Below are 24,560 nucleotides of genomic sequence, written 5' to 3'. Positions count from 1 at the left end.
GCGCGCCACTCCAGTGGCGCTCATATGATGCGCCACTGGAGTGGCGCGCTCCCATGCACATCACTTGTCTCCCCAGTGACTGCGGCGCTTGATCAGGACCGTGCGCTCGCCCTCGAAGATGTTCTTGTCGTCCTGGTTCACGCCGTAATGCTTGAAGCGGACGATGCCGGCGTCTTCCTGCTGGCTGTCCTTCTTCTCGAGCACCTCGGTGTAGCAATAGAGCGTGTCGCCGTGATGGAGCGGCCCCTTCAGGCGGATCTTGTCCATGCCGAGCTCCATCAGCGCGTTCTCCGCCGTGTCCTCGGCGGCGAGGCCGATGCACATCGAGATGGTGACGCCGCCGAAGCCCAGGCGCTTGCCGTAGGGCATCGACTGGGTCAGGTGCTCGTTGAAGTGGGCCTCGGCCGTGTTCATGGTCACGTTGGTGATCCAGACCTGCTCCATCGGCTCCACGGTCTTGCCGCGCGCGTGTTTCATCACGTCGCCGACCGTGAAGTCCTCGAAGTAGTTGTGCTTGCCCGTGAGTGCGGAGACTTTGAGACTTGAAGCTGGCATCAGTTCCTCCCGCGGCCGAGCAGCCGGTCGGAGATGATGCGCTTCTGGATCTCCGAGGTGCCCTCGAATATCTTGGTCAGGCGCGCATCGCGCCAGTGGCGCTCGATCGCATGCAGGGTCGTGTAGCCGGCGCCGCCATGGATTTGCAGGCCTTCGCTGGTGACACGCTCGGCCATCTCGGAGGCGAACAGCTTCACCATCGACGCTTCCTTATCGCAACGCTGGCCGGTGTCGATCTGCTCGCAGACGAAATACATGAGCTGGCGCGCGGCCTCGATCTGCGTGGCCATGTCGGCGATCTTGAAGCGGATCGCCTGGAAGTCCGAGATCGAGTGGCCGAACTGCTTTCGGTCGTTGGCGTACTGGATCGAATCGTCCAGCGCGCCCTGGGCGAGGCCAATGGCGCGGGCGGCGGTGTGGGCGCGCGCCGTCTCGAGGCCCGAGGTGGCGTAGTAAAAGGCATGGCCTTCCTTGCCGATCATGTCTGAGGCTTCGACGCGGAAATTATCGAAGGCCAACTCCCAGGTCTTCCAGCCGAAGTAGCCGATCTTGGGAATGGGCGCGCCGTTCACACCCTTGGGCAGCTCGCCGCGCTTCTTCTCGACGAAGAACATCGAGAGGCCGAGATGGCGCTTGCCCGGAGGCGCGTCCGAGGTGCGCGCGATGATGATCATGAAGTCGGCGCCGTCGGCGAAGGTGCACCAGTACTTGTTGCCGCTGATCAGGTAGCCCGAGCCGTCCTTCTTGGCGCGGCAGGAGATGTTGGAGATGTCGGAGCCGGCATTGGGCTCGGACATCGAGAAGGCGCCGAGGAACTCACCCTTGGCCATGCGCGGCAGGTAACGGCTGCGCTGCTCCTCGCTCATCTCGTGCGAGCCGATCAGCAGGTTGCCGCGCGCGATGATCGAGGCGACGCTCATCCAGCCGCGCGACAGCTCCTCGGTGACGAGGCAGTATTCCGAGCAGCCGAGGCCCAGGCCGCCGTATTCTTCCGGGATCAGGATGCCGAAATAGCCGAGCTCGGCCATCTTCTCGCGCAGCTCCATCGGGATGTCGCCCTTCTCGGGGTCGAGCTTGTTGGCGACCGGCAGCACTTCGTTCAGCGTGAACTCGCGCGCCTGTTCCTGGATCATGCGGCGTTCTTCGGTAAGGAAAGGCATTACTGGGGATTCCTGAGACGGACGAGATTGGTACGCTTGAAGTCGATGACGAGTTCTTCGCGCTGGTTGAAGCCCTTGCTGTGCCAGCTGACGATGCCGAACCCTTTATGTGAGTCCGAGACGCGCCGATCGAGCACGACCGATTCCGCACGCAGCGAATCGCTGGGATAGACGGGCTGGTGATAGGTGAGTTCGTTGACGCCGAGGAACGGCCCGCCTCCTTCGCTCAGGTCCTCGACGGTGAGGCCGAAGACCGTCGTGAAGACGAGCAGCGGATTGGCCACGATGCCGGGATGGCCGTGCGCCTGCGCGTAGGCCGCGTTGTAGTAGTGCGGATTGAAGTGCAAGGTCAGCGTCGAGAAGAGCGTGCTCTCGGACTCGGTGATCGTGCGGCCCCAATGGTGCCGGAATACCCGGCCGACCTCGAAATCCTCATAGCGGTTGCCCTTGGGCACCAGCCGGGCGCGGGCCCTGAAATCCTCTGTCATTCCGTCTCCTGTTTACGCCTCTCGCCCTGACGGGGGAGAGCAATATGACTATTTCTTCGCGGACGCACGCACGAGTTCACCGACGTCGCCAAGAGTGTCGATGCGTTCGATGGCATCGTGCAGACGGCGGGTGCCGGAGGTGCCGAGCAGTGGCGTCACCAGGCTGTCGAACTTGGTCTCGATCGCCTGGCGCTGCTTCCCGAGGTCGGCCCAGGGAATGCCGGAATCGTGGGTGACTTCGATGGTCGTTCCGTCGTCGAGCTGGATCGCCATCTCGGCCAGCGAGTGCGCCCAGTGCGGCTGGAACTCGATCGCCATCTTGTCGCGAAGCTCCTTGATACGCGGCTCCCGGGTCACGGCGTCGTTGTAGGATTCGAGATTGGCGGTATCGACTCCGGTGAGTGCCATGGCCACGGTCTGGCGCAGCGAGAACTTGGCTTCGAGGCCCGTGGTCGGGTTGGGGATGTTGCAGACCCTGTCGGCACCCGAGTCGATCCTGAGCAGGATCTTCTGCACCCGCTCGGGTGGGAAATTGTTCTTCAGCCGGATCTCCTTGGCACACTCGATGGGCGCGTGCGTCAGATAGCAGGCCGCGTGGTACTTGAAGAGGTTGTTGCGCAGGTGCCAGCCGGACGGCGGCTCACCCAGCGCCGCCTCGGCGTTGAGATGGTCGCTCTGCGACGAGGCGAAGCCCTGGTCGCATTCCAATGAATCGCCGCGCGCCGTGAACCCCCTGGCGGCCAGGCGTGCGGCCCGCAGACCGTGCTCGGACGCGGTGCCGGCGTGCAGGGGCTTGCACATCGTGCCGAAATTCGACTTGAGGCCGGCGGCCTGTGTGGCGGCGATGCCGAAGGCCACGGCGAGCTCCCGGTCGCTGAGGCCCAGCATGCGTCCCGCGGCGGCCGCGGCCGAGAAGGAGCCGACCGTGCCGGTGACATGGAAACCCTTCTGGTAGTGACTGGGCGCCACGAGCCGGCCGACACGGCCCGAGGTCTCGTAGCCCGCCACGAAGCTCTCGATGAACAGGCGGCCCGAGGCCTTCGTCTGCTCGCCGAGCGCCATCAGCGCCGGAACGACCGTGACCGTGGGGTGGCCGCCCATCGAGAAGTTCACGTCGTCATAGTCCAGCGCGTGGCTGGCCGCGCCGTTGATCAAAGCAGCGGTGGAAGGCAGCACGGTTTCGGGGCGACCGACCAGGGTCGCAGGGCCTTTCGCACCATCCTCCAGCGCCTCGCTGACGAGGATGTTGGTGAGGTCCTCCTGGGCGCCGGCGATCGTGACGGCAAACCAGTCGAGCAGGCACTGCTTGGTGCGCTCGACCAGATCGTCCGGCAGGTCCTGCCAGGCGAGGGCGGCGGCGCGCTTGGCGATTTCGGCCGTGACCGGAACGACGGCAGCCATGTTTTCCTCCTGAATTCGAGGAAACAAGTGTCGGCCAGCAGGCGCCGCCTTGTCCACCGTCCGGGCTTTCGCGCAACGATACGGCCCAGACACAACAAAGCCGCCCGGAGGCGGCTTTGTGCCGACTATTCGGTGACCCCGTTACCGGCAGTACCAAGCCATTGCAGGAACGATCCTGGTGGCGGCAACTGCAGAGATCGCCGGCGTCGTGATGGTGTAGTTCACAGGATCACCTCCTTTCGATGTTGATGGGAAGGAGAGCCTCGCACAGCGAGAGCAGGCTGCCTAGGGTTTCTTCGCGACGATATGGAAGATGTGCCAGTGCTTGGCGTTGCCGCGCGGCGTGACACCGTCGGCTTCCTCCTCCTCGAACATCTCGAGCTCGAATCCCCGAAGCAGGGCAAGCGCTTCGTCGCGCGAGAGGAAGGTCATGCCCGGTCGCCCGACCCAACTGTCGCGCAGGCCGTACCACTGGCCGGAAAAGCGGCCACCCGCGGGCAGCGCCTCGCGGATACGCTCCCACGTCCTGTGAAAGGAATCTGGATCGCAGAGGGGCATGGCGAAGCTCGAATTCACGAGATGGACGCCGAGCGGGATCGGGACCTCCTCGAGTCGCGCATTGACCGGCGTCACGTCGCATCCCTCGGGGAGGGCACGGGCCTGCAGTTGACGCAGCGCCTCGGGCTCGGCGTCGACGGCGACGACCTTCCAGCCGCGGCGCAACTCCTCGATCACGTCGCGCCCGTCGCCACAGCCGAGATCCATGACGAGGGCATCAGGCGGTGCGTCGCCGAACGCATCGAGCGCGGCGAGCAGCGTCCTGCGCGGCGGACGATCGCGAAGTTGCTGATAATAGGCGGCCCAGCCGGCCGATCGATCGCTTTCCGTCATGCGCGTTCTCTTGGTCTCCTGCGCTTGTGGTGGCGCGCGTCGTGTGATCGTATCGCAACGCGCTAAATAAAGAATCAACGATCCGGGAGGAACTGATGAAGAGGTTGGGAAGCCTTGCCTTGGCCTTGGCCCTTGCATTCTTGCCGCTCGCGGCGCGAGCCGACCTGAATGCCCTGACTGAAGCCGCCAAGAAGGAAGGCGAGCTCACCTGGTACGTCGCCCACTACACATCCGAAGGGGCGGAGGATCTGGGCCGCGGCTTCACCGAGATGTACGGCATCAAGGTCAACGTCGTGCGTACGACGGCGCAGGTCGCCTATCAGCGGCTCCTGCAGGATCTCAAGAACAACCAGACGATCTGCGACGTGTTTTCCTCGACCGACCTCGGTCACTATGCCCGCCTCAAGGCGGAAGGCCGCCTCGACAAGTATGTGCCGGAGAACACGCCCAAGATCTCGGAAGCCTTCCGGAACTTCGATTCCGACGGCTACTTTCACACCACCGCCGCCGGCCTGGTCGTGCTCACCTACAATACCGCGAAGGTGAAGCCCGAGGACGCACCCAAGAAATGGGAGGACCTGCTCGACATCAAGTGGAAGGGCAAGGTCTCGACCGGCCATCCGGGATTTTCGGGCTATGTCGGCACCTGGGTGCTGTCGATGAAGAAGCTCTATGGCTGGCAGTATTTCGACAAGCTCGAGAAGAACAAGCCGCAGATCGGCCGGTCGATCAACGACACGGTCACGGCGCTCAACGCAGGCGAGCGTCAGGTGGCGGCAGGCTCGGACGGCTCGACGCTGTTCAGCGCAGCGCGCGGCAATCCGCTGGCAGTGTCCTATCCCAGCGACGGCTCCGTGCTGATCATCTCGCCGTCGGCGATCATGAAGGGCACCAAGCATCCGAACGCCGCGAAGCTCTTCATGGAGTACCTCTATTCAATCGAGGCCTCGAAGATCAACGCCAAGCATTTCGGCATTCCCCTGCGTCCGGAAGTGCCGTCGCCTCCGGGCGCCAAGCCGATCAGCGAGATCAAGGTCATCCGTCCGACCGTGACGGAGGTGGAGAAGGGCATTCCGGAAGTGATCGAGCAGTGGCGCGACACGTTCGGCAACTGATCGACGCCCGAACATGTCGGTAACGGCTCCGGCGATCGACGCGATACCGGTGCGCGCCGTGCGCACCAGCCGGTTCGATCCGTCCTGGCTTCTGTGGATCGCGATCATCGCGGTCCTCCTGTTCCTGGTGGTAAGCCCGTTCGTCTATCTGGTCATCACCAGCTTCCAGACGGAGCGCACAGGCGACTTCACCCTGTCGAACTACGCGACGGCGTATGGACGCGCCCGCTATGTCGAAGCCCTGTTCAATTCGCTCAAGCTCGGCGCCGTGTCCGCCTTGCTGGCTGGTGTCTTCGCGGTTCCGCTGGCCTGGGCCGTGGCACGTACCAACATGCCGGGCCGCGGGCTCACCCGCATGCTGGTGCTGGCGACCTTCATCACGCCGCCCTATACGGGCGCCGTCGCCTGGATCCTGCTGGCCGGCCCGAATGCCGGCTGGCTGAACCGCTTCTACATGATGGCGACCGGCGCGGAGGCCGGGCCCTTCAACATCTACAGCTTCACCGGCCTCGCGGTCGTCATCGCGCTTTATTCCTTCCCCTACATCTTCATCTTCACGACGGCGGCGCTCGAGCTGGTGTCGTCGGAGATGGAGGACGCCGCCAACATCCTGGGGGCGGGGCCGTGGCGGACCATGCGCAAGGTGACCCTGCCGCTGGCGCTGCCGGCCATCCTGGGCGGCATGATCATCTGCTTCCTGGAGGCGATCGCGCTGTTCGGCTCGCCGGCGATGATCGCCATTCCGGCGCGCTTCAACGTCGTGACGACGCAGCTCTTCCAGTTCTTCGGCAACCCGGTGCGGGTCGAGGTGGCGGCGGCCTATGCCATGCCTCTGCTCGGTGTCACGATCCTGCTGGTGCTGGTCCAGCGGCTGATCGTGCGGCGCAAGGGCTTCGTGGCGCTGACCGGCAAGGGCGGCGAGCGGCGGCCGATCCTGCTCGGTCGCTGGCGCTGGGTCGTGTTCGGCTATGCCATGTTCGTCGCAGCGCTTGCCGTGTTCCTCCCCTACATCTTCCTGATCCAGTCGGCCTTCGCAAAGGCCTGGGGGCGCGGCTTCGCCCTCGACAACATCACCTGGGCGAATTTCCACTTCATCCTCTTCGAGCATGCGACGGCCGCCCAGTCGGTCATCAACAGCTTCGTCTATGGCGGGATCAGCGCCACCGTCGCGGTGTTCCTGACCCTGGGCGTGGCCTACATCGTCGCGCGGCGCCTGATCCCGTTCGGCGGTGTGCTGGGCTTCCTCTGCGTGGCGCCGTTCGTGATCCCTGGCGTGGTGCTGGCGATCGGCTTCTACGCCGCCTACGCGCCGCCGCCGCTGGCGCTCTATGGAACCGCGCTGATCATGATCCTGGCCTTTACCACGCGCTTCCTGCCGGTGGGCTACGTCAATGCAAGTGCCGCCATCAACAGCCTCAACCCGGAGATGGAGGAGGCGGTGCGCGTTCTGGGCGGCAGCCGCCTGACGGCGCTGCGGCGCGTCGTGGCCCCGCTGCTCAAGCGCAACATGATGGGCGCGTGGCTGCTGATCTTCATCCCGGCGACGCGCGAACTGTCGGCGGCAATCTTCCTCTATGGTCCCAACACGAAGGTGGCATCCGTCATGATCTTCGACATGAGCGAGGAGGGGAATTTCGAACGCCTCGCCGCGCTGGCGCTGGTCTTGCAGGTGCTGACCCTGCCGCTCCTCTGGATCGGCCAAAAGGCCCTGGGCCGCGACTTCATGCTGAGGCGTAACGTGACATGAGCAAGCTCGTTTTGAAGAACGTCGCCAAGCGCTACGGCGCGTTCGAGGCGGTGGCGGATTTCTCGCTGGAGCTTGCGCAGGGCGAATTCGTCTCCCTGCTGGGCCCGTCGGGCTGCGGCAAGACCACGACCTTGCGCATGATCGCGGGCTTCATGCCGCCGAGCGGCGGCACCATCGAGATGGACGGTAAGCAGATTTCCTCCGCCTCGGGTGTTGTGCCGCCCGAGCATCGCCGCATGTCGATGATCTTCCAGAGCTACGCCATCTGGCCCAACATGACGGTAGGCGAGAATGTCGGCTTCGGCCTGCAGATCCGGAAGCTGTCGCGCGCCGAAATCGACCGCCGGGTCGACAAGATCCTGGACGTCGTGCAGATGCGCAACCTCAAGGGCCGCTACCCGGCCGAGCTGTCGGGCGGCCAGCAGCAGAGGGTGGCCCTGGCCCGCGCCATCGTCGTCGAGCCCGAGGTGCTGCTGCTCGACGAGCCGCTGTCCAACCTCGACGCCAACCTGCGCGAGGAGATGCGCTTCGAGATCCGCCGCCTGCATGACGAATTCAGGATCACCACCGTCTACGTGACCCACGACCAGTCCGAGGCGATGGTGACGTCGGATCGGATCGTCGTGATGAACAAGGGCAAGATCGAGCAGATCGACGCACCGCATGTCCTCTACGGTCGCCCGAAGAGCCGCTTCGTGGCCGGCTTCATCGGCCGCACCAACTTCGTGGAAGGCGCCCTGCAGGGAAGCGACGTGCGTTTCGACGGCTTCGGCGCGCCCGCCTCAGCCCTGGAGGGCGCGAGCGGCGGCGGCAAGCTCCTCTATTCGCTGCGCCCGCAGGCGATCGGCCTTTCGACCCAGAAGCCCGGCGGCTCCGGCCTCGCGATCGAGGCCGAGATCGTCGACCGCTCCTATCTTGGCGAGTATTGGGACTATCAGGTCCGACCGCAGGGCGGCACGAAGCCGCTGCGCGTGTCGACGGCGCCGACCGCCGTTTTCGAGGTCGGCAGCCGCGTCTGGCTGGAGATCGCGCCGTCCGCCATGGTACGGGTAGAGTAGCTTCCAAACGTAGAGTGAGAGCATGACCGCAGGACCGCTAGCCCGTTTCAAAGTCCTCGACCTGACGCGCGTGCGTGCCGGCCCGACGGCCGTGCGCTACCTCGCCGACTGGGGTGCGGACTGCATCAAGGTCGAGATGCCGCCGTCTGCCGGCGAGATGGATATGGGCGGTCCGCGCCACGGGCCCGACTTCCAGAACCTCCATCGCAACAAGCGGTCGATCACGCTCAATCTCAAGGAACCGGACGGCAAGGCCGTCTTCATGAAGCTGGTCGAACAGGCCGACGTGGTGGTCGAGAACTACCGCGCCGACGTGAAGTTCCGCCTGGGCATCGACTATGAGAGTCTGAAGAAGGTGAACCCGCGCATCGTCCTCGGATCGATCTCGGGATTCGGCCAGGACGGACCCTATGCCGAGCGTGCCGGCTTCGACCAGATCGCCCAGGGCATGGGCGGCCTGATGATGGTCACCGGCAATCCGGGCGAGGGCCCGATGCGCGCCGGCATCGCGGTGGCCGACGTGGGCGCCGGCCTGCACTGCGCCATCGGCATCCTGATCGCGCTGCTGGAGCGCGAGACCTCTGGCCAGGGCCAGTGGGTGTCGAGTTCGCTGCTGCAGGCCATGATCTCGATGTGCGATTTCCAGGCCGCGCGCTGGACGATGTCGAAGGAAGTGCCCGGCCAGGCCGGCAACAACCACCCGACCTCGATCCCGACCGGCGTCTTCAAGACCAAGGACAGCTACATCAACATCGCGGCGTCCGGCGGCCACATCTACAAGCGCTTCTGCGAGGCCGTGAATTCACCGGAACTCTATACGGACGAGCGCTTCAGCACCGACAAGGCACGCGCCAAGAACCGCGACGCGCTGAACGACGAGATCAACAAGCGGGTGGCCCAGTACAGCAGCGCCGACCTCGTCGAGAAGCTGAACAAGGCGGGCGTGCCTGCCGGCCCGATCTACAAGATGGACGAGATGTTCGCCGATCCGCAGGTCAAGCACCTGAAGATGGCCCATCCCGTGCATTCACCCAAGCTGGGGGACATCGAGCTGATCGGCCAGGCCATCAACATGAGCCGCACGCCGTTCGAGATGAAGACGGCCACGCCGGAGCAGGGCGAGCATACCGACGCCGTGCTGAAGGAGGCCGGGTTCGACGAGGCGGCCATCGCCGACTTCCGCAAGCGGGGCGTGATCTGAGCATGATCAGCCCGACGCCGAACATGATCGCGGAGAAGGTGGGACCGGTCGGCCGGCTCGTCTTCAACAAGCCGCAGAAGCACAACGCCACCTCGACCGATATGTGGGAGGCGATCCCGGTCATTCTCGACGAGTTCGAGAAGGATCCGGCGATCCGCGTCGTGGTCGTCACCGGCGCGGGCGACAAGGCCTTCGTCTCGGGCGCCGACATCTCGGAGTTCGAGAAGGCGCGCAACACGCCCGAGCAGGTCGCCTACTACGACAAGATCGGCGAGGAGGCGAACCGTCGCCTTCACCGGTGTTCCAAGCCGACCATCGCCCGAATCCGTGGCTACTGCATCGGCGGCGGGCTGGCGGTGTCGCTCCTGTGCGACATCCGCATCGCCTCGGAGAACAGCCGATTCGGCGTGCCGGCGGCCCGGCTCGGGCTGGGCTATCGCGCGAGCGGCCTGAAGATCCTGACCGACCTCGTGGGCCCGTCCCACGCCAAGGAGATCTTCTTCACCGCCCGGCACTTCAATGCCCAGGAAGCCTTCGGCATGGGCCTGGTCACGCGCGTCGTGCCCGACGCCGAGCTCGATTCCTACGTCGACAACTACTGCAGGATGATCGGCGAGAATGCGCCGCTCACCATGCATGCCGCCAAGCGCACGATCGAGGAACTGACTCGCCTCGACGGTGAGCCGGACTTCGCCCGCCTCAACGGGCTGGTGAAGCAGTGCTTCGATTCGGAAGACTATGTCGAGGGCCGCACGGCCTTCATGGAGAAGCGTAAACCGGTCTTCAAGGGACGCTGAACAGGAGACGGCGATGACGACGCTGACACAGGAGCAACGCGACGCGTTCTGGCGCGACGGGTATCTCATGGTGGAGGACGCCGTCACTCCGGCGCAGCTCGCCGCGTTGAAGGCCGAGATCGAGGGCTGGGTCGAGCAGAGCAGGGCCCATGCCGCGCCTTTCGGTCCACCCACCATCGACGGCCGCCCGCGCTTCGACATGGGCGCCGAGCACAGCGCGGAAAAGCCGGCGCTGCGGCGGATCAACAACCCGTCCGACATTTCCGACGCCTATCGTGAGGTCATGCTCGACGCGCGCATGGTCGACATGGTGGCGGAGCTGATCGGGCCGGACGTGAAGTTCCATCACTGCAAGATCAATCTCAAGCTCCCGGGCGCGCGCACCGAGGTCAACTACCACCAGGATTTCGCCTACACGCCGCATACAAACGACGACATCGTGACGGCGCTTTTGTTCCTCGACGACGTCGACGAAAGCAACGGCTGCCTCACCGTCGTGCCGGGCTCGCACAAGGGGCCGGTCCTGTCTCTGTTCGTGGGCGAGCGCTTCACCGGCGCGGTCGCGCCCGACGAGGAGAAGAGGGCGCTCGACCAATCGGTGCCATGCCTCGGCAAGGCGGGAAGCGTCTGCCTGATGCATACGCGCCTGCTGCACGGCTCGGCCGCCAATGGCGCCGACAAGTCGCGCGGGCTCTACATCTGCGTCTACACCGCCGCCGATGCCGTGCCGATCGCGCGCAACCCAATGCCGAGCCTCAACGAGGGCCGCATCGTGCGCGGCAAGGAAGCCCGCTTCGCCCGTCTCAAGGAAGGTCTGGTCGAATTGCCCAAGCAGCCCAAGACAGCCTCGTTCTTCACCGTCATCGGCCAGGACTCCAAGCAGGCCGCCGAGTGAGCGATCCGCTGCCGGCGATAACGGAGGCTGCGGCCACCGGGGAGATCGCCGATCTGTTTGCCGACATTCGCGCCACGGTCGGCGTACGCGTGGTCAATCTCGTCTGGCGCCATCTCGCCACCATGGACGGTGCGCTGCCCTGGGCCTGGGCGGCGGTGAAGCCGCTCTATCTCGCCGGGCTGCCGGACGCCGCGATGGCGGCCTTCCATCAGGCGATGGGCGTACCGAAGCTGCCTTCGCTCGCCGGGGAGGAGCCCGCCAGCGTCGATGCCGTGTTGGCGAGCTACGACCATTCCAACACGATCAACCTCTTCTCCCTCGGCGCCCTGCGGGCGTGGTTGAGGGGCGAGGTGGCGCGCGACGGCGCCATAGAGCCCGTCCCGCGCAAGGCGGCGCCCGACCTGGCCCTGCCCAAGCTCGCGTCCGAGGAGGACGTCGCACCCGAGACCTGGGCGTTGGTGCTGCGCCTCAACAGGTTCGGCGACGAGCCGCAGCCGCTGATCCTGGCCAGCATGTACCGCCACCTGGCGCATGCACCGTCGTTCCTGCAGCGCGTCGAGACGGCGCTGGCCCCGGTCGCCGCGGACGGTTCGTTGCGGCGAGCGATCCTCGACAACCGCAAAACGGCTGCCACTCTCGCCAGCAGGCTCGCGCGATCGATCTCGGCCGAGCGGCCGCCGCACGCCGTCGAGATCGAGAAAGCCGTCGGCCTGTTTGTCGATCATGCCATTGGCAAGATGGTCACCATCTGCCGTGCGATCCGCGTGGCGCGAGGTGGGCCGCTTTCATAGGAGCGCGCCACTCCAGTGGCGCTCATACCTTACCGATCGCCCAATCTTGAGCGCCACTGGAGTGGCGCGCTCCCTTGATGGGATTCGTCGCCGCTACTCCGCCGCCTTGCGCGCACCCTGGTTGCGAGCCAGCCATTCGCCCATCGCCTGTTCCATCGTCATGAACACCGCGCCGCCCTCGATCAGGCGTTGGATCAGGCGTTCGAGCATCATCATGCGGTGGCCGCGGCCGATCACGTGAGGGTGGAAGGTGTAGGTGAGGATGCCGAAGTCGGGCTGGACTCGGGTCATATAGGTGAAGTCGTCGACGAAATTGTCGAGCACGTTGGTGGCGTTCATCAGGCCCTGCTGCACCGAGCCGTTGGGCAGGCGCATATATTCGAAGTGCGGGAAGTCGTCGAGCGACCAGCTGATCGGCATCTCGAGCAGCGGCGTCTCGCGGCCGCGCACGAAAGGCTTCATCAATTCGGCGACGTCGCCCTGGCGGGCGAAGTAGCAGTCGTAGTCGTGGCCCATCATCGAGCTGTCGTACTGGATACCATGCTTCAGCAGCAGCTCGATCGAGTGGGGAGAGAGGTCCCAGGCGGGCGACCGATAGCCGCGCGCGGTGCGACCGCTGATGCGCTTGATCGATTCGTTGCCACGGACGATCTCCTCTTCCTCCTCCTCCCGGGAGAGCGTGACGGGCAGGCGGTGCGTCCAGCCGTGGTGGGCGAGCTCGTGCCCGGCCTCGACATAGGGCGCAACGGCCTGCGGCGTGCTGTCGATCGTGTGGCCGGGCGTGAAGAAGGTGCCCTTGATTCCGTAGCGTTCCATCAGGGCGACCAGCCGCGGGATGACCACGACGTCGTATTCGCCGCGCGAGATCGCGGTCGGCGAGGTCATGCCGCGGGCGATGAAGCCCGAGAGGTGGTCGTGGTCGAAGGTCAGGCAGACGATTTGGCGTGGCATGGCGGCGGCTCCTGCGAGGGATCCCTGAAGCGGACGGCGGAGCTTAGGCCGGTTTGTCGTGCGCGCCCATCGCCGGATGCTATCCTGAAGGACCAGGGAGGTGACTGATGGACGAAGCCGGACGCCTGCGCGAAATGATCGATGCGGCCCAGCGGATCGTGGCCTTCACGGGGGCAGGAATCTCGACAGAGTCCGGGATCCCGGATTTCCGTTCACCCGGCGGGATCTGGACCCGCTACAAGCCGATCTACTTCGACGATTTCATGGCCTCCGACGAGATGCGCCGCGAATCGTGGAACCGCAAGTTCGCCACCGACGAGACCATGCTCAAGGCCGAGCCCAATGCCGGCCATCGCGCCCTCGCCAAGCTGGTGGAGCAGGGGCGCATGAGCGCGATCATCACCCAGAACGTCGACGGGCTGCATCAGCGTTCGGGGGTGCCGGACTCAAAGGTCATCGAACTGCACGGCAACACGACCTATGCCACGTGCCTGGACTGCGGGCACCGTCACGAACTTGCGCCGATCCGGAGGGCGTTCCTCGAGAGGGGCACGCTGCCGATCTGTGAAAAATGCGAAGGCATCGTGAAGACCGCGACGATCTCGTTCGGCCAGGCGATGCCGGAGATTCCGATGCTGCGGGCGCAGGAGGAGACGCTGGCTTGCGACCTGTTCATCGTCCTGGGCAGCTCGCTGGTCGTCTATCCGGCCGCCGGCTTCCCGCAACTCGCCCGCCGCAATGGTGCCAGGTTCGTCATCGTGAATCGCGAACCCACCGACCAGGACGACGATGCCGATCTGGTCATTCGCAAGGAGATCGGGCCGACCTTGAGTCGCGCCATCGGCGTGAATTGATCGGCGATGATTGCAGCGCCGCGCCGGACGCGATTTAATCGACCGGGACCAAGGAGGGTCGGATGCGGATCAATCGCAGGACAGCGCTGCTGGGTGGCCTTGGCGCCGCCGCATGGGGTGCGATGCCTGCCCGCGCCCAGGACATCACCTTTTTTCGCATTGGGACGGGCGCTACCGCCGGCACCTACTTCCCAATCGGCGGCCTGATCGCCAACGCGATCTCCAATCCGCCGGGCTCTCGCTCCTGCGCCGATGGCGGCTCGTGTGGCGTTCCAGGACTGGTCGCCACTTCGGTCGCCTCCAACGGTTCGGTTGCGAACGCCAACGGCATCGCCGCCGGCACCATGCAGTCGGGCTTCGTGCAGTCGGACGTGGCCTACTGGGCGTATAACGGCACCGGCATCTACGAGGGGCGCCCCAAGGCGGACGGCTTGCGCGCCATCGCCAGCCTCTATCCGGAAAGCTTCCAACTCGTCGCCCGCAAGGGGGCGGGCATCAAGTCGGTGGCGGACCTGAAGGGCAAACGCCTGTCGCTCGACGAGCCGGGCTCGGGGACGCTGGTCGACGCGCGCCTGATCCTTGCGGCCTACGGGCTCACCGAAAAGGAGATGAAGGCCGAGTACCTGAAGACACAGCAGGCAGCCGACAAGCTCAAGGATGGGCAGCTCGACGCCTTCTTCAGCGTGAGCGGCTGGCCCAACGGCGCGATCTCCGAACTGGCCGTGACGGCGGGCATCGACCTGGTGCCGATCACCGGGCCGCAGGCGGAGGGCCTGGTGAAGAAGTACAGCTTCTTCGCCAACGACGAGATTCCCGACGACGCCTACAAGAATGTGGCCGGTGTGAAGACGGTGAGCGTCAACGCCCTCTGGGCGACGTCGATCAAGCAGTCCGAGACGCTGATCTATGCCATCACGGCGGCTTTGTGGAACCCCAACACCCGCAAGCTGCTCGATTCCGGCCATGCCAAGGGCAAGGTCATCCGGATCGAGACATCGCAGCAGGCCCTGGGCATTCCGCTGCATCCGGGCGCGGAGAAGTTCTACAAGGAAAAGGGCCTGATCAAGTAAGGCCTCGTAGAACAGGATCAGGGCGGGGGAGATCGAAATGCGTTTGAAGGGCAAGACCTGCGTCGTCACGGCGGCCGGGCAGGGGATCGGTGCGGCCACGGCGCGGGCATTCGCGCGTGAAGGGGCCAGGGTCTGGGCCACCGACGTCGATGCGGGCAAGCTCGCGGCGCTGGCCGGCGTCGACGGCATCACGACGCGCAAGCTCGACGTGCTCGACAAGGCCGCCATCGGCCAGCTCGCCGCCGAGACCGGCGCAATCGACGTCCTGTTCAACTGCGCCGGCTTCGTCCATCACGGCACTGTGCTGGATGCGACCGACGAGCAGTGGCAGTTCGCCTTCAACCTGAACGTCCGCAGCATGTTCTGGGCGATCCAGGCCTTCCTGCCGGGCATGCTCGAAAAAGGCTCCGGCTCGATCGTCAACATGTCGTCGGCCGCCTCCTCGGTGAAGGGCGCGGCGCTGCGCTTCATCTACGGCACCACCAAGGCCGCCGTCATCGGCCTCACCAAGTCGGTTGCCGTCGACTACGTCTCCAGAGGCATCCGCTGCAACGCGATCTGTCCGGGGACGGTCCAGACGCCGTCGCTCGACGAGCGCATTTCCTCATTGGGAGGGGGGGCCGATGCCAGGCAGTTCTTCCTGCAGCGCCAGCCGGCCGGCCGGTTCGGCGCGGCCGAGGAGATCGCCGCGCTTGCCACTTATCTCGCCAGCGACGAGTCGGCTTTCACCACCGGCACGGTGAACGTGATCGACGGCGGCTGGAGCGTTTGACGGTGGACATGGCGGGAGTCATGGCGGCCATCGTCGCGCGGGCGCCGGTCATTCCCGTGCTGACCGTCGACAAGCGCGAGACCGCCGTTCCGCTCGCGCGGGCACTGGTGAAGGGCGGCCTGCCGGTACTCGAGATCACGCTGCGCACGGAACCCGCCCTCGACGCCTTGCGGGCGATCGCTGCCGAGGTGCCCGAGGCCATTGTCGGCGCAGGGACCGTGCTTGATCCGGCCCAACTCGACCAGGTGCAGCGCGCCGGGGCACGCTTCGCCGTGAGTCCGGGTTGCACGGCCACCCTCGCCAGGGCGGCACGGTCGTCTGGCATACCGTTCCTGCCGGGCGTCCAGACGGTTTCGGAGGCAATGGCTCTGGCTGAGCTGGGTTTCGGCGTCCTGAAGTTCTTTCCGGCCGACGCGGCGGGCGGTTTGACATGGATCAAGGCAGTGGGCGCACCACTGCCGGATTTGAGGTTTTGCCCGACCGGCGGAATCACGGCCGACACTGCGGCGTCCTATCTCGCGCTTGCGAACGTCGCCTGCGTGGGTGGGTCGTGGGTTGCCCCGCGTGTCGCCGTGGCAACAGGTGACTGGCAATCGGTCGAACGACTGGCTGCTGCGGCCTCGGCGCTCAAACGCTGCTAGCGAAAAGGGGGGAAAGGTGCTTCAAGTCAATTCTCAAGGAGTACCGGCTACCCAATGACTAGGTTGTCGATCGCGGCCCTGGCGCTTTTGCTTGTGACGAGCGAGGCAGCGCGGGCCGATTCCGTGCTCGTCCTGAATTCCGAGGAAGCGTCCTACAGCATCCTGAGCCGCAGCACGCGAACCGAAGTCACGCGTCTGCCGGTCGGGCGTGAGCCGCACCACCTCATCCTCTCGCCGGACGGCAAGGAAGTGCTCATCGGGTCGACCGCGACCAACGAACTGCTGAGCCTCGACATCAAGACTGGCGAACGCAAGCGCGTCGTCAAGGACATCCTCGATCCCTACCATCTGGGCTTCAGCCCCGACGGCAAGTGGTTCGTCACGGCGGCCTACCGGCTCGACCATGTCGACATCTACCATGCCGATGGTTTCCGTCTGGCCGGTCGCATCTTCATCGATGGGTTGCCGAGCCATATCGCCTTCGACACGCAATCGAAGACGGTCTTCGTCACCTTGCAGCAGAGCGGGCGGCTCGCGGCCTTCGATCTCGCGACGCAGACGCTGAAGTGGAACGTTCCCGTGGGCAATGCGCCGGCAGGCGTCGTGATGCTGCCGGACGACAAGCGGCTGCTGGTCGCGCTGACCGGCGAGGACGGCATCGTCCAGATCGATCCGAGGGACGGTTCGGTGAAGGGCAGCCTGCAAACGGGCAAAGGTGCGCATAATTTCTTCCCGAAGGGCGACGGTCGCCACTATTTCCTCAGCAACCGGGTCGAGGGGGTGGTTTCCCTGATCGACACCAAGGACGAGCTGAAGGTCGTGGGCAGCGTCCGCATTCCGGGCGGTCCCGACTGCATGGACATCACCCCAGACGGCAGGGAACTCTGGGTCACCCAGCGCTTCCTGCGCCGGGTCGCCATCGTCGACGTCGAGACGCTCAAGGTCGTCGGCAACATTCACGTGGGCAAATCCCCGCACGGTGTCTTCATGCTGAAGTCCACGGCGACCGTGACGGCCGGCGCGCCGGTCCGCGCGGCATCCACGGCAGGCGAAATCAAGTAGGCGCACGGTGCGCGACCTGATCGACCTCTGGGTCGGCGCCCAGGCCTGGATTTTCGAGACCCTCGTCAGCCCCGTTCTCTTCCACTTCGGCCTGATGGCCTGGTACGAGCCGGGCTACAGCGCCGTCGAGTTCGTCATGCTGGGCGTCGTTCAGATCGCGGTGATCGCGGTGGGCATGCGTTTTTTCGAGCGCCGCTGGCCGCTCGAGAAGCCGGGCAGGGACGACGGTCTGATCATGGTCGACCGCGTCTACACGGTCCTGAACAAGCTTGGCATCATACCGCTCGCCATCTTCATCGCGACCTATCCGCTGGTGCAGGAGATCGAGCTGCTGGTCCGGAGCTGGGGCTTCGCGCCGCCGCGCCTCGAGCGGGTGCTGCCGTGGATCGGCGACAACGACTTGGTCTCGTTCCTCGTCTATTTCGTGCTCTACGATTTCGCCGCCTACTGGCTGCACCGCGGACAGCACGCTTTCGGCTGGTGGTGGGCGCTGCACAGCCTGCATCACAGCCAGCGCCGCATGACGGTCTGGACCGACGACCGCAACCATGTGATCGACGATCTGCTGATCACCCTGGCGCTCGTACTGTTCTCGCAGCTCGTCGGCGTGCAGCCGGGCGAGTATGTCGTCATTCTCATGGTCGGACGACTGATCGAGAGCTGGTCGCACGCGAACGTCGATATGTCCTTCGGGTGGCTGGGCGAGCGGCTGCTGGTCGGCCCGCGCTTCCATCGCCTGCACCACGCGCTTTCGACACCCGCCGAACGCCACATCCAGGACCACAATTTCGCGCCGGTCTTCCCGATCTGGGACATCCTGTTCGGCACGGCGATCTATGACGGCAAGACCCGGCCCACCGGCGTCGACGATGCCGCCGTCGATGCCGACAACGGCCGCGGCTGGCTCACCCAGCAGGCGACGGTGTTCGGCCGCTTCGTGCGCGCCCTGATTCCGAAATTCAGGCGGCGCGTTTCAGCACAGTAAGCACGTCCGCCGCGCGCGGCATGGGCGTCACCGCGCCGTAGCCGGTGGTCGACAGTGCCGCCGCCGCATTGGCATATCGCGCCGCCGTCTCCGGATCGTCGCCGGCCAGAAGGCGGGTCAGGAATGCGCCGTCGAACGTGTCGCCGGCCCCCGTCGCATCGACGGCCTCGACCTGGTGCGGCGCGATGCGGGTCTGGCGGTCCCGCGTGGCGATCAGCGAGCCCTCGGATCCCATCTTCAGCGCCACCAACGGCGCGCCGAGCCCCAGATAATGGGCGACGATGGCTTCGGGCTCCTCGAGGCCGGTGAGCTGCCGGGAATCGTCGAGGCTGGGCAGGGCGATGTCGCAGCGGGCGATGGTGGCGTCGATGACCGCGCGGGCGACGTCGAGGTCCCAGAGCCTGAGGCGCAGATTGGTGTCGTAGGAGACCTTCACGCCGGCCTTGCGCGCGACGTCGACGGCGGCGTCGCAGGTCTTCCGGGCGGTGTCGCTGATCGCCTGGCCTATGGCCGAGAGGTGGAAGACCTTGGCGCCTGCGATGTAGTCCACGGCCAGCGTGTCCGGCGTCATGAGGGATGCCGCCGAGTTCTTGCGCAGATAGTCGAACTTGTGGCCGGCGGCGGAGTGGGTGACGAAGCTGACCCCGGTCGGCGCCGTCTGATGGCGGGTGACCCTCGAGGCGTCGACACCTTCGTTCTTCCAAAGGTCGAGGAAGGCGTCGCCCATCCAGTCCTGGCCCACGCTCGTCAGGTACCCGGTTGAGGCGCCCTGGCGCGCGGCGGCGATGGCCACGTTCTGCGAATCGCCGCCGAAGCCCTGCAGCCACGTGCGGCCGTCACCTTCCTTCGGACGGTTGAATTCGATCAGGGGTTCGCCGAGGCAGACGATGTCGGGAAAGCTAGTCATGGCAGGAGAATTGTCACGACCCCGCCCGGACCTCAAGCGATGCGCTGGACTTCCGGAACGCCTTCTCTCAGGGTTGCGGCAACGAATCTGGAGGAAAGCGGATGGCAAAAATGAAGAGTGGAAAGCGCCCGTTGCGCAGCCGCGAATGGTTCGATGCCAAGGGCGATCCGACGATGGCCGCCCTGTACCTCGAGCGCTACATGAACTTCGGCCTCACCTTGGCGGAGCTTCGCAGCGGCCGGCCGATCATCGGCATCGCCCAGACCGGCAGCGACCTCTCGCCCTGCAACCGCCATCATCTCGACCTCGCGATCCGCGTGCGCGACGGCATCCGCGACGCCGGCGGCATCCCCATCGAGTTTCCCGTCCATCCGATCCAGGAGACCGGCAAGCGTCCGACGGCGGCGCTCGACCGCAACCTGGCCTATCTCAGCCTCGTCGAATGCCTGTACGGCTACTTCTTCGACGGCGTCGTGCTGACGACCGGCTGCGACAAGACCACGCCGGCGATGATCATGGGGGCGGCCACCGTCGACATTCCCGCGATCGTCCTTTCGGGCGGTCCGATGCTGGATGGCCATTTCGCCGGCGGTCTTGCGGGCTCGGGCACCATCGTCTGGTACGCGCGCCAGGAGCTCGCGGCGGGCCGCATCGACATGGAGAAGTTCATCGAGATGGTGGCGTCGAGCGCGCCCAGCGTCGGCCATTGCAACACGATGGGCACCGCGCTCTCCATGAACAGCATGGCCGAGGCGCTCGGCATGTCGCTGCCCGGCTGCGCCGCCATTCCCGGCCCGTACAAGGAACGTGGCCAGATGGCCTACGAGACCGGCAAGCGCATCGTCGACATGGTGTGGGAGGATCTGAAGCCCTCCGACATCCTGACGCGCAAGGCCTTCGAGAATGCCATCGTGGCGGCGAGCGCGCTGGGCGCCTCGACCAACTGCCCGCCTCACGTCAACGCCATCGCCCGCCATATCGGCGTGAAGCTCGAGAACAAGGACTGGGACAGGATCGGCTACGACATTCCGCTGCTGGTGAACTGCATGCCCGCCGGCAAGTATCTCGGCGAGGCCTTTCATCGCGCCGGCGGCGTACCGACCGTGATGAAGGAGCTTCTGAACAAGAAGAAGATCCACGGCGATGCCCTGACCGTCTCGGGCAAGACGGTGGCGCAGAACCTGCGCAACGCGATCGGGGCCGACGGCGAGGTCATCAAGACCTATGACAGCCCGATGCTCGACCAGGCAGGCTTTGCCGTGCTGGGCGGCAATCTCTTCGAGTCGGCGATCATGAAGACCTCGGTGATCTCACCGGAGTTCCGCGAGAAGTATCTCGAGCGCAAGGGCGACCGCGATGCGTTCGAAGGCACGGCCATCGTGTTCGAGGGACCGGAGGATTATCACCACCGCATCAACGACCCGAAGCTGCCGATCGACGAGAACAGCATCCTGGTCATCCGCAATGCCGGCCCGGTCGGTTATCCGGGGGCGGCCGAGGTGGTGAACATGCTGCCGCCGGACCGGCTGGTGAAGGGCGGCGTGCTTCTGCTGCCTTGCATCGGCGACGGTCGCCAGAGCGGGACCTCGGCCAGCCCGTCGATCCTGAACGCGTCGCCGGAGGCCGCCGTGGGCGGCGGGCTCGCGCTGCTGAAGACGGGCGACAGGGTCCGCGTCGACATCGGCAAGCGCACCGCCGACATCATGATCACGGCCAAGGAACTGGCGAGGCGCAAGAAGGCCTGGAAGCCGGACATCGTGCCCAGCCAGACGCCATGGCAGGAGCTGCAGCGCAAATTCGTCGGCCAGCTCGCCAGCGGCGCCTGCCTCGACTTCGCGGTGAACTATCAGAAGATCGCCAGGACCAAGGGCGTGCCGCGGCACTCGCATTGAGCGGAACGCGCGCTCCGGTCGAGACGACGGGAAACCCTAGCGGAAGAGGCGTTGCTCGACGGAGACCGGGAGATCGGCCCGGTTGATGAGGATGATTGCCCAGGGCGAGGTCGGCTGACCGACGGGACGGGCGCTGGGTGGCGGAGGCGGGGCCAGCGAAGCCGTTGCACCCGGTGCGGCGAAGCCTGATGCACCCGGCGGAAGCGCCGAAGGCGCGGCGTTCGCCGCGACCCCTCCTGCGATGGGCCGTGAAGTGACGCCGCGCTGGGCCATCATCATCTCGGCCGGCATGCGCTCCTCGAAGACGACGACGATGCGATCGCGCCGGCGTGCCGTGGACAGGACGTTAACGGCATAGCCCTCGCCGCCGCGCCGTCCCAGGAAGATGCCGACGGCGTTCATCCGGCCGGCCTCGAACATGTCGGGAGCGGGAGTGCCGACGCGACTCCAGAGGCTTCGCCATTCGGCAACGGTCGTCGCAACCACATGCTCGGGCTGCCGGGTAACGGCGGACGCTCCCTGCCAATGGCGTGCCTCCACGCTCTGCGCGAATACCGGAGGAACCACCAGCAAGCCGGCCATGGCAGTGCCCATGAACAGCATTTGCCGACGGGGCAGCCGCTGGATGAGGGGGGTGACCGACTTGCTACTGGACTGCACGATTGGATCTCTCGGGGACCCGATGTCTGTTCGTTTTGGGGAGCCTCAAAACACCATGACACTTTGGCTCAATTGAGGCCGGAGACCCACCGGGGACAGCCACTTTGGCGTCTCCGCGGCCCACTTTGTCTCAATCGTGCGAGCATGTTGCAGGAAAGCCACAGGTCGGCAGGGCGCGCGCATTTACCCGTCGCTAGCTGCGCTTTGCCTTGTCCGCCGCATTGGTCGACTGGATCTGTTCGCGGATGCGAACCCAGTCCTCTTCGCTATAGGACATCATGTTGGAGAAGGTGCCGTTGCCCATGATGCCCATGGCGCCGTCGATCGCGATGACTTCGCCGTTGATGTATTCGACCTCCTCGCTCATCAGGAAGGCCGCCATGTTGGCGAGTTCGCTGGGCCGGCCGACACGGCCCATCGGATTGCGGGTGTTGTAGCGCGTGTCGTTGCCTTCCTGCAGCGGGTTGAGGCGGGCCCAGGCACCCTCGGTCGGGAAGGGGCCGGGGGCGATCGCGTTGAGGCGGATGCCGTGGCGCGCCCATTCGACGGCGAGGCTCTGGGTCATGACGGCGACGCCGGCCTTGGACATGGCCGACGGCACGACGAACGGGCTGCCGGTCCACACCCAGGTCGTGAGGATGCTGAGAACGCTGGCCTTGCGCTTCTCGGCGATCCAGCGCTTGCCGCACGCGTTGGTCATGTAGAACGTGCCGTGCAGCACGATGTTGGCGATCGCATCGAAGGCGCGGGGGCTCAGGTCCTTGGTCTGTGAGATGAAGTTGCCGGCAGCGTTGTTCACCAGACCATCGAGCGGGCCAGTGGCCCAGATCTGCTCGATCATCTCCTCTACGGCCGTGGCGACGCGGATGTCGACCGCATGGAAGTCGACCCGTCGGCCGGGATGCTTCTCCATGACCTGCTTGGCGGTCTCCTCGAGCACGCTGCCGCGCCGACCGCATATCACACAGTCTGCACCCAGTTCGACGAACTTCTCCATCATCATGCGACCGAGGCCGGTACCACCGCCGGTGACGAGGAAACGCTTGCCCTTGAACAGGTCGGTCTTGAACATCTATCGGTCCTCCCGCGAACACTTCAGACGATTCGTCTAGCGTGAGGTTGCAATCTCGTACAAGGACTGTTGCTTCCTCCGCAGAGGATGGTTACGATTTCTGCATAACAACACGGGATCGTTGAATGACGACCCATCAGGGAGAGACGAGCGGGGACGTCGGTACGGTTGAGCTGCGTGGTAAGGTCAAGTGGTTCAACGCTGTCAAAGGGTATGGGTTCTTGGCCCTGGACAGCGACAACAGCGACGCGTTCCTGCATGTAACGACACTACGCCAGTCCGGGCATGAAGATCTCAAGCCCGGCGCAACCGTAGTCTGTGCCGGTGTCCGCGGGCCGAAGGGCTGGCAGGTCATGAGGGTGATCGACGTCGATCAATCGACGGCCGTCGTTACGAGTGCGAAGCCGCCACCAATCCCGGACGGCATTGCCATCGGCGACTACATCGCCGCTCTGGTGAAATGGTACAACAACGAGCGCGGTTATGGCTTCGTCACGCGCGAGACGGCCGAAGGGGACATCTTCGTGCACGCCGCGGTGTTGCGGCGGCACGGCATGGATTCCTTGGCGCCTGGCCAGAAGGTGATGATCCGCGTCGCCGAAGGCCAGAAGGGCCTGCAGGTCGTCGAGATCCGCGGAGCGTGACGGCTCTCGCTATTTGATCTCCCGCAGGTAGCTGTCGAGCGGCGGCGCCTGCTTGATCAGGCCGCGCTTCACGAGGAAATCCGCGAAGGTCGCGTAGCGCGCGCGGTCGAGCGTTGCGGGATCGGCGGCGAGCAGGGGCACGGTGTCCTTCCACGCCAACCGGTTGAGGTCGTTGTCGAGATCCTTGCCGTACCTGGAGAAGCTCGCCCACGCCTCGGCTGGATTGGCCGTCAGCCAGGCGGTGGCCTCGGCGAGCGCCGCGAGCAGCTTCTTCGTGCGGGCGACGTCGACCGCCTCGCGCCTGGCCAGGATGACCAGTTCATCGTAGGTCGGCACGCCATGGTTTTCGACCAGCCAGAGTCGTCCCTTGGCCTTGTTCAGTTCGAGGTCGTTCAGCTCGAAGTTCCGAAAGGCGCCGATGACACCGTCGACCTGCTTGCTCATGAGGGCGGTGGTGAGCGCGAAGTTGACGTTCACCAGCGTCACGTCCTTCAGGGTGAGGCCCGCGCTCTCCAGCATGGCGCCGAGCACCGCTTCCTCGAAGCCCGAGACGGAGAAGCCGATCTTGCGGCCCTTGAAGTCGGCGATGCTCTTCACGGGCGAGTCTTCGAGCGCGACCAGCGAGTTCAGCGGCTGCGCCACCAGCACGCCGACCCGCACCAGGGGCAGGCCTTCGGCCGCGAGCATCTGCAAGGTCGGCTGGTAGGAGAGGGCGTAGTCGGCCTGGCCTGTCGCGACCAGCTTGGGCGGGGCATTGGGATCGGCCGGCGCGATCAGTTCGACGTCGAGGCCCTGCTTCTCGAACAGGCCGCGCTGCTTGGCGATCACCAGCGCGGCATGGTCGGGATTGACGAACCAGTCGAGCAGGATGCGGACCTTATCCTGCGCTGCGGCGGGAAGCGCCAGGCAGCAGAGCGCCAGAACGGCGATCAACCGGGTCATCGTTTGCAT

Annotated in this window: 25 protein-coding genes; 15 read left to right on the top strand and 10 right to left on the bottom strand. The window is 65.4% G+C overall.

From position 1 onward, the window contains the following. Nucleotides 1-60: 60 nt before the first annotated feature. The 5 genes from EPO41_RS21290 to EPO41_RS21270 all read right to left on the bottom strand — a co-directional run bounded on the left by EPO41_RS21290 (nucleotide 61) and on the right by EPO41_RS21270 (nucleotide 4,495). Entirely contained in the window at nucleotides 61-555 is a 495-nt protein-coding gene (locus tag EPO41_RS21290; RefSeq protein WP_296329344.1) for a MaoC family dehydratase, read from the bottom strand. Next, on the bottom strand, nucleotides 555-1,715 hold the full coding sequence (locus EPO41_RS21285) for an acyl-CoA dehydrogenase family protein (RefSeq protein ID WP_296329341.1): 1,161 nt from the start codon (nucleotides 1,713-1,715) through the stop codon (nucleotides 555-557). The genes EPO41_RS21290 and EPO41_RS21285 overlap by 1 nt, the downstream gene beginning before the upstream one ends. Then, nucleotides 1,715-2,203 (bottom strand): MaoC family dehydratase, encoded by a 489-nt coding sequence (locus EPO41_RS21280; RefSeq protein WP_296329337.1) that lies wholly within the window; start codon nucleotides 2,201-2,203, stop codon nucleotides 1,715-1,717. The genes EPO41_RS21285 and EPO41_RS21280 overlap by 1 nt, the downstream gene beginning before the upstream one ends. A 48-nt stretch (nucleotides 2,204-2,251) precedes the next feature. Then, nucleotides 2,252-3,604, bottom strand: coding sequence for an MmgE/PrpD family protein (locus tag EPO41_RS21275; RefSeq protein ID WP_296329335.1), 1,353 nt, complete (start codon nucleotides 3,602-3,604; stop codon nucleotides 2,252-2,254). A 285-nt stretch (nucleotides 3,605-3,889) separates the two neighbouring features. Next, complete coding sequence (locus EPO41_RS21270) at nucleotides 3,890-4,495, bottom strand: class I SAM-dependent methyltransferase (protein ID WP_296329333.1); 606 nt, start codon at nucleotides 4,493-4,495, stop codon at nucleotides 3,890-3,892. A 125-nt stretch (nucleotides 4,496-4,620) separates the two neighbouring features. Here EPO41_RS21270 and EPO41_RS21265 point away from each other — a divergent pair, with 125 nt between their 5' ends. Genes EPO41_RS21265 through EPO41_RS21235 form a run of 7 tightly spaced genes read left to right on the top strand, consistent with a single transcriptional unit; the run spans nucleotide 4,621 to nucleotide 12,099 of the window. Beyond that, nucleotides 4,621-5,610 (top strand): extracellular solute-binding protein, encoded by a 990-nt coding sequence (locus EPO41_RS21265; RefSeq protein ID WP_296329331.1) that lies wholly within the window; start codon nucleotides 4,621-4,623, stop codon nucleotides 5,608-5,610. A 13-nt stretch (nucleotides 5,611-5,623) separates the two neighbouring features. Next, nucleotides 5,624-7,357, top strand: coding sequence for an iron ABC transporter permease (locus EPO41_RS21260; protein ID WP_296329328.1), 1,734 nt, complete (start codon nucleotides 5,624-5,626; stop codon nucleotides 7,355-7,357). After that, nucleotides 7,354-8,415: an ABC transporter ATP-binding protein gene (locus tag EPO41_RS21255; RefSeq protein WP_296329324.1), complete on the top strand. Its 1,062-nt coding sequence runs from the start codon at nucleotides 7,354-7,356 to the stop codon at nucleotides 8,413-8,415. The genes EPO41_RS21260 and EPO41_RS21255 overlap by 4 nt, the downstream gene beginning before the upstream one ends. A 22-nt stretch (nucleotides 8,416-8,437) precedes the next feature. Further along, complete coding sequence (locus tag EPO41_RS21250; RefSeq protein WP_296329321.1) at nucleotides 8,438-9,616, top strand: CoA transferase; 1,179 nt, start codon at nucleotides 8,438-8,440, stop codon at nucleotides 9,614-9,616. 2 nt (nucleotides 9,617-9,618) lie between these two features. Next, nucleotides 9,619-10,413: an enoyl-CoA hydratase gene (locus EPO41_RS21245; RefSeq protein ID WP_296329319.1), complete on the top strand. Its 795-nt coding sequence runs from the start codon at nucleotides 9,619-9,621 to the stop codon at nucleotides 10,411-10,413. A gap of 13 nt (nucleotides 10,414-10,426) precedes the next feature. Then, the gene (locus EPO41_RS21240) at nucleotides 10,427-11,308 is read left to right on the top strand and encodes a phytanoyl-CoA dioxygenase family protein (protein ID WP_296329314.1); all 882 of its coding nucleotides are present in this window, start codon (nucleotides 10,427-10,429) and stop codon (nucleotides 11,306-11,308) included. Continuing rightward, nucleotides 11,305-12,099 (top strand): hypothetical protein, encoded by a 795-nt coding sequence (locus EPO41_RS21235; protein ID WP_296329311.1) that lies wholly within the window; start codon nucleotides 11,305-11,307, stop codon nucleotides 12,097-12,099. Before EPO41_RS21240 ends, EPO41_RS21235 begins: the two co-directional genes overlap by 4 nt. 93 nt (nucleotides 12,100-12,192) lie before the next feature. On the opposite strand, the gene EPO41_RS21230 is transcribed toward EPO41_RS21235, so the two are convergent. Then, nucleotides 12,193-13,050, bottom strand: coding sequence for a polysaccharide deacetylase (locus tag EPO41_RS21230; RefSeq protein WP_296329308.1), 858 nt, complete (start codon nucleotides 13,048-13,050; stop codon nucleotides 12,193-12,195). A gap of 107 nt (nucleotides 13,051-13,157) precedes the next feature. On the opposite strand from EPO41_RS21230, the gene EPO41_RS21225 reads away from it, so the two are divergent. From EPO41_RS21225 to EPO41_RS21200, 6 genes are all read left to right on the top strand, one after another. Continuing rightward, the gene (locus EPO41_RS21225) at nucleotides 13,158-13,904 is read left to right on the top strand and encodes a Sir2 family NAD-dependent protein deacetylase (RefSeq protein ID WP_296329305.1); all 747 of its coding nucleotides are present in this window, start codon (nucleotides 13,158-13,160) and stop codon (nucleotides 13,902-13,904) included. Between the two features lie 62 nt (nucleotides 13,905-13,966). Then, entirely contained in the window at nucleotides 13,967-14,974 is a 1,008-nt protein-coding gene (locus EPO41_RS21220; RefSeq protein ID WP_296329302.1) for a TAXI family TRAP transporter solute-binding subunit, read from the top strand. 31 nt (nucleotides 14,975-15,005) lie between these two features. Next, nucleotides 15,006-15,746, top strand: coding sequence for an SDR family oxidoreductase (locus tag EPO41_RS21215; RefSeq protein ID WP_296329361.1), 741 nt, complete (start codon nucleotides 15,006-15,008; stop codon nucleotides 15,744-15,746). 20 nt (nucleotides 15,747-15,766) lie between these two features. Further along, complete coding sequence (gene eda, locus EPO41_RS21210; RefSeq protein WP_296329300.1) at nucleotides 15,767-16,387, top strand: bifunctional 4-hydroxy-2-oxoglutarate aldolase/2-dehydro-3-deoxy-phosphogluconate aldolase; 621 nt, start codon at nucleotides 15,767-15,769, stop codon at nucleotides 16,385-16,387. Nucleotides 16,388-16,441: 54 nt separating this feature from the next. Continuing rightward, entirely contained in the window at nucleotides 16,442-17,449 is a 1,008-nt protein-coding gene (locus EPO41_RS21205; protein WP_296329297.1) for a YncE family protein, read from the top strand. Nucleotides 17,450-17,456: 7 nt separating this feature from the next. Further along, on the top strand, nucleotides 17,457-18,434 hold the full coding sequence (locus EPO41_RS21200; protein ID WP_296329293.1) for a sterol desaturase family protein: 978 nt from the start codon (nucleotides 17,457-17,459) through the stop codon (nucleotides 18,432-18,434). Here the strand turns inward: EPO41_RS21200 and EPO41_RS21195 are convergent. Next, entirely contained in the window at nucleotides 18,409-19,341 is a 933-nt protein-coding gene (locus EPO41_RS21195) for a sugar kinase (protein WP_296329290.1), read from the bottom strand. The genes EPO41_RS21200 and EPO41_RS21195 overlap by 26 nt on opposite strands. Before the next feature lie 101 nt (nucleotides 19,342-19,442). On the opposite strand from EPO41_RS21195, the gene EPO41_RS21190 reads away from it, so the two are divergent. Then, on the top strand, nucleotides 19,443-21,233 hold the full coding sequence (locus EPO41_RS21190; protein ID WP_296329285.1) for an IlvD/Edd family dehydratase: 1,791 nt from the start codon (nucleotides 19,443-19,445) through the stop codon (nucleotides 21,231-21,233). A gap of 36 nt (nucleotides 21,234-21,269) precedes the next feature. Here EPO41_RS21190 and EPO41_RS21185 read toward each other — a convergent pair whose 3' ends face one another. Both EPO41_RS21185 and EPO41_RS21180 read right to left on the bottom strand, forming a co-directional pair. Then, nucleotides 21,270-21,893: a hypothetical protein gene (locus EPO41_RS21185; protein WP_296329283.1), complete on the bottom strand. Its 624-nt coding sequence runs from the start codon at nucleotides 21,891-21,893 to the stop codon at nucleotides 21,270-21,272. Nucleotides 21,894-22,086: 193 nt separating this feature from the next. Then, on the bottom strand, nucleotides 22,087-22,965 hold the full coding sequence (locus tag EPO41_RS21180; RefSeq protein ID WP_296329280.1) for an SDR family oxidoreductase: 879 nt from the start codon (nucleotides 22,963-22,965) through the stop codon (nucleotides 22,087-22,089). A 125-nt stretch (nucleotides 22,966-23,090) separates the two neighbouring features. On the opposite strand from EPO41_RS21180, the gene EPO41_RS21175 reads away from it, so the two are divergent. Then, complete coding sequence (locus EPO41_RS21175) at nucleotides 23,091-23,609, top strand: cold-shock protein (RefSeq protein ID WP_296329277.1); 519 nt, start codon at nucleotides 23,091-23,093, stop codon at nucleotides 23,607-23,609. 9 nt (nucleotides 23,610-23,618) lie between these two features. Here EPO41_RS21175 and EPO41_RS21170 read toward each other — a convergent pair whose 3' ends face one another. Then, nucleotides 23,619-24,560, bottom strand: coding sequence for an ABC transporter substrate-binding protein (locus EPO41_RS21170; protein WP_363247278.1), 942 nt, complete (start codon nucleotides 24,558-24,560; stop codon nucleotides 23,619-23,621).

This window comes from Reyranella sp. (assembly GCF_004297265.1).
In the GTDB taxonomy this organism is placed as follows: domain Bacteria; phylum Pseudomonadota; class Alphaproteobacteria; order Reyranellales; family Reyranellaceae; genus Reyranella.
This window is presented reverse-complemented; position numbering and strand designations above follow the sequence as displayed.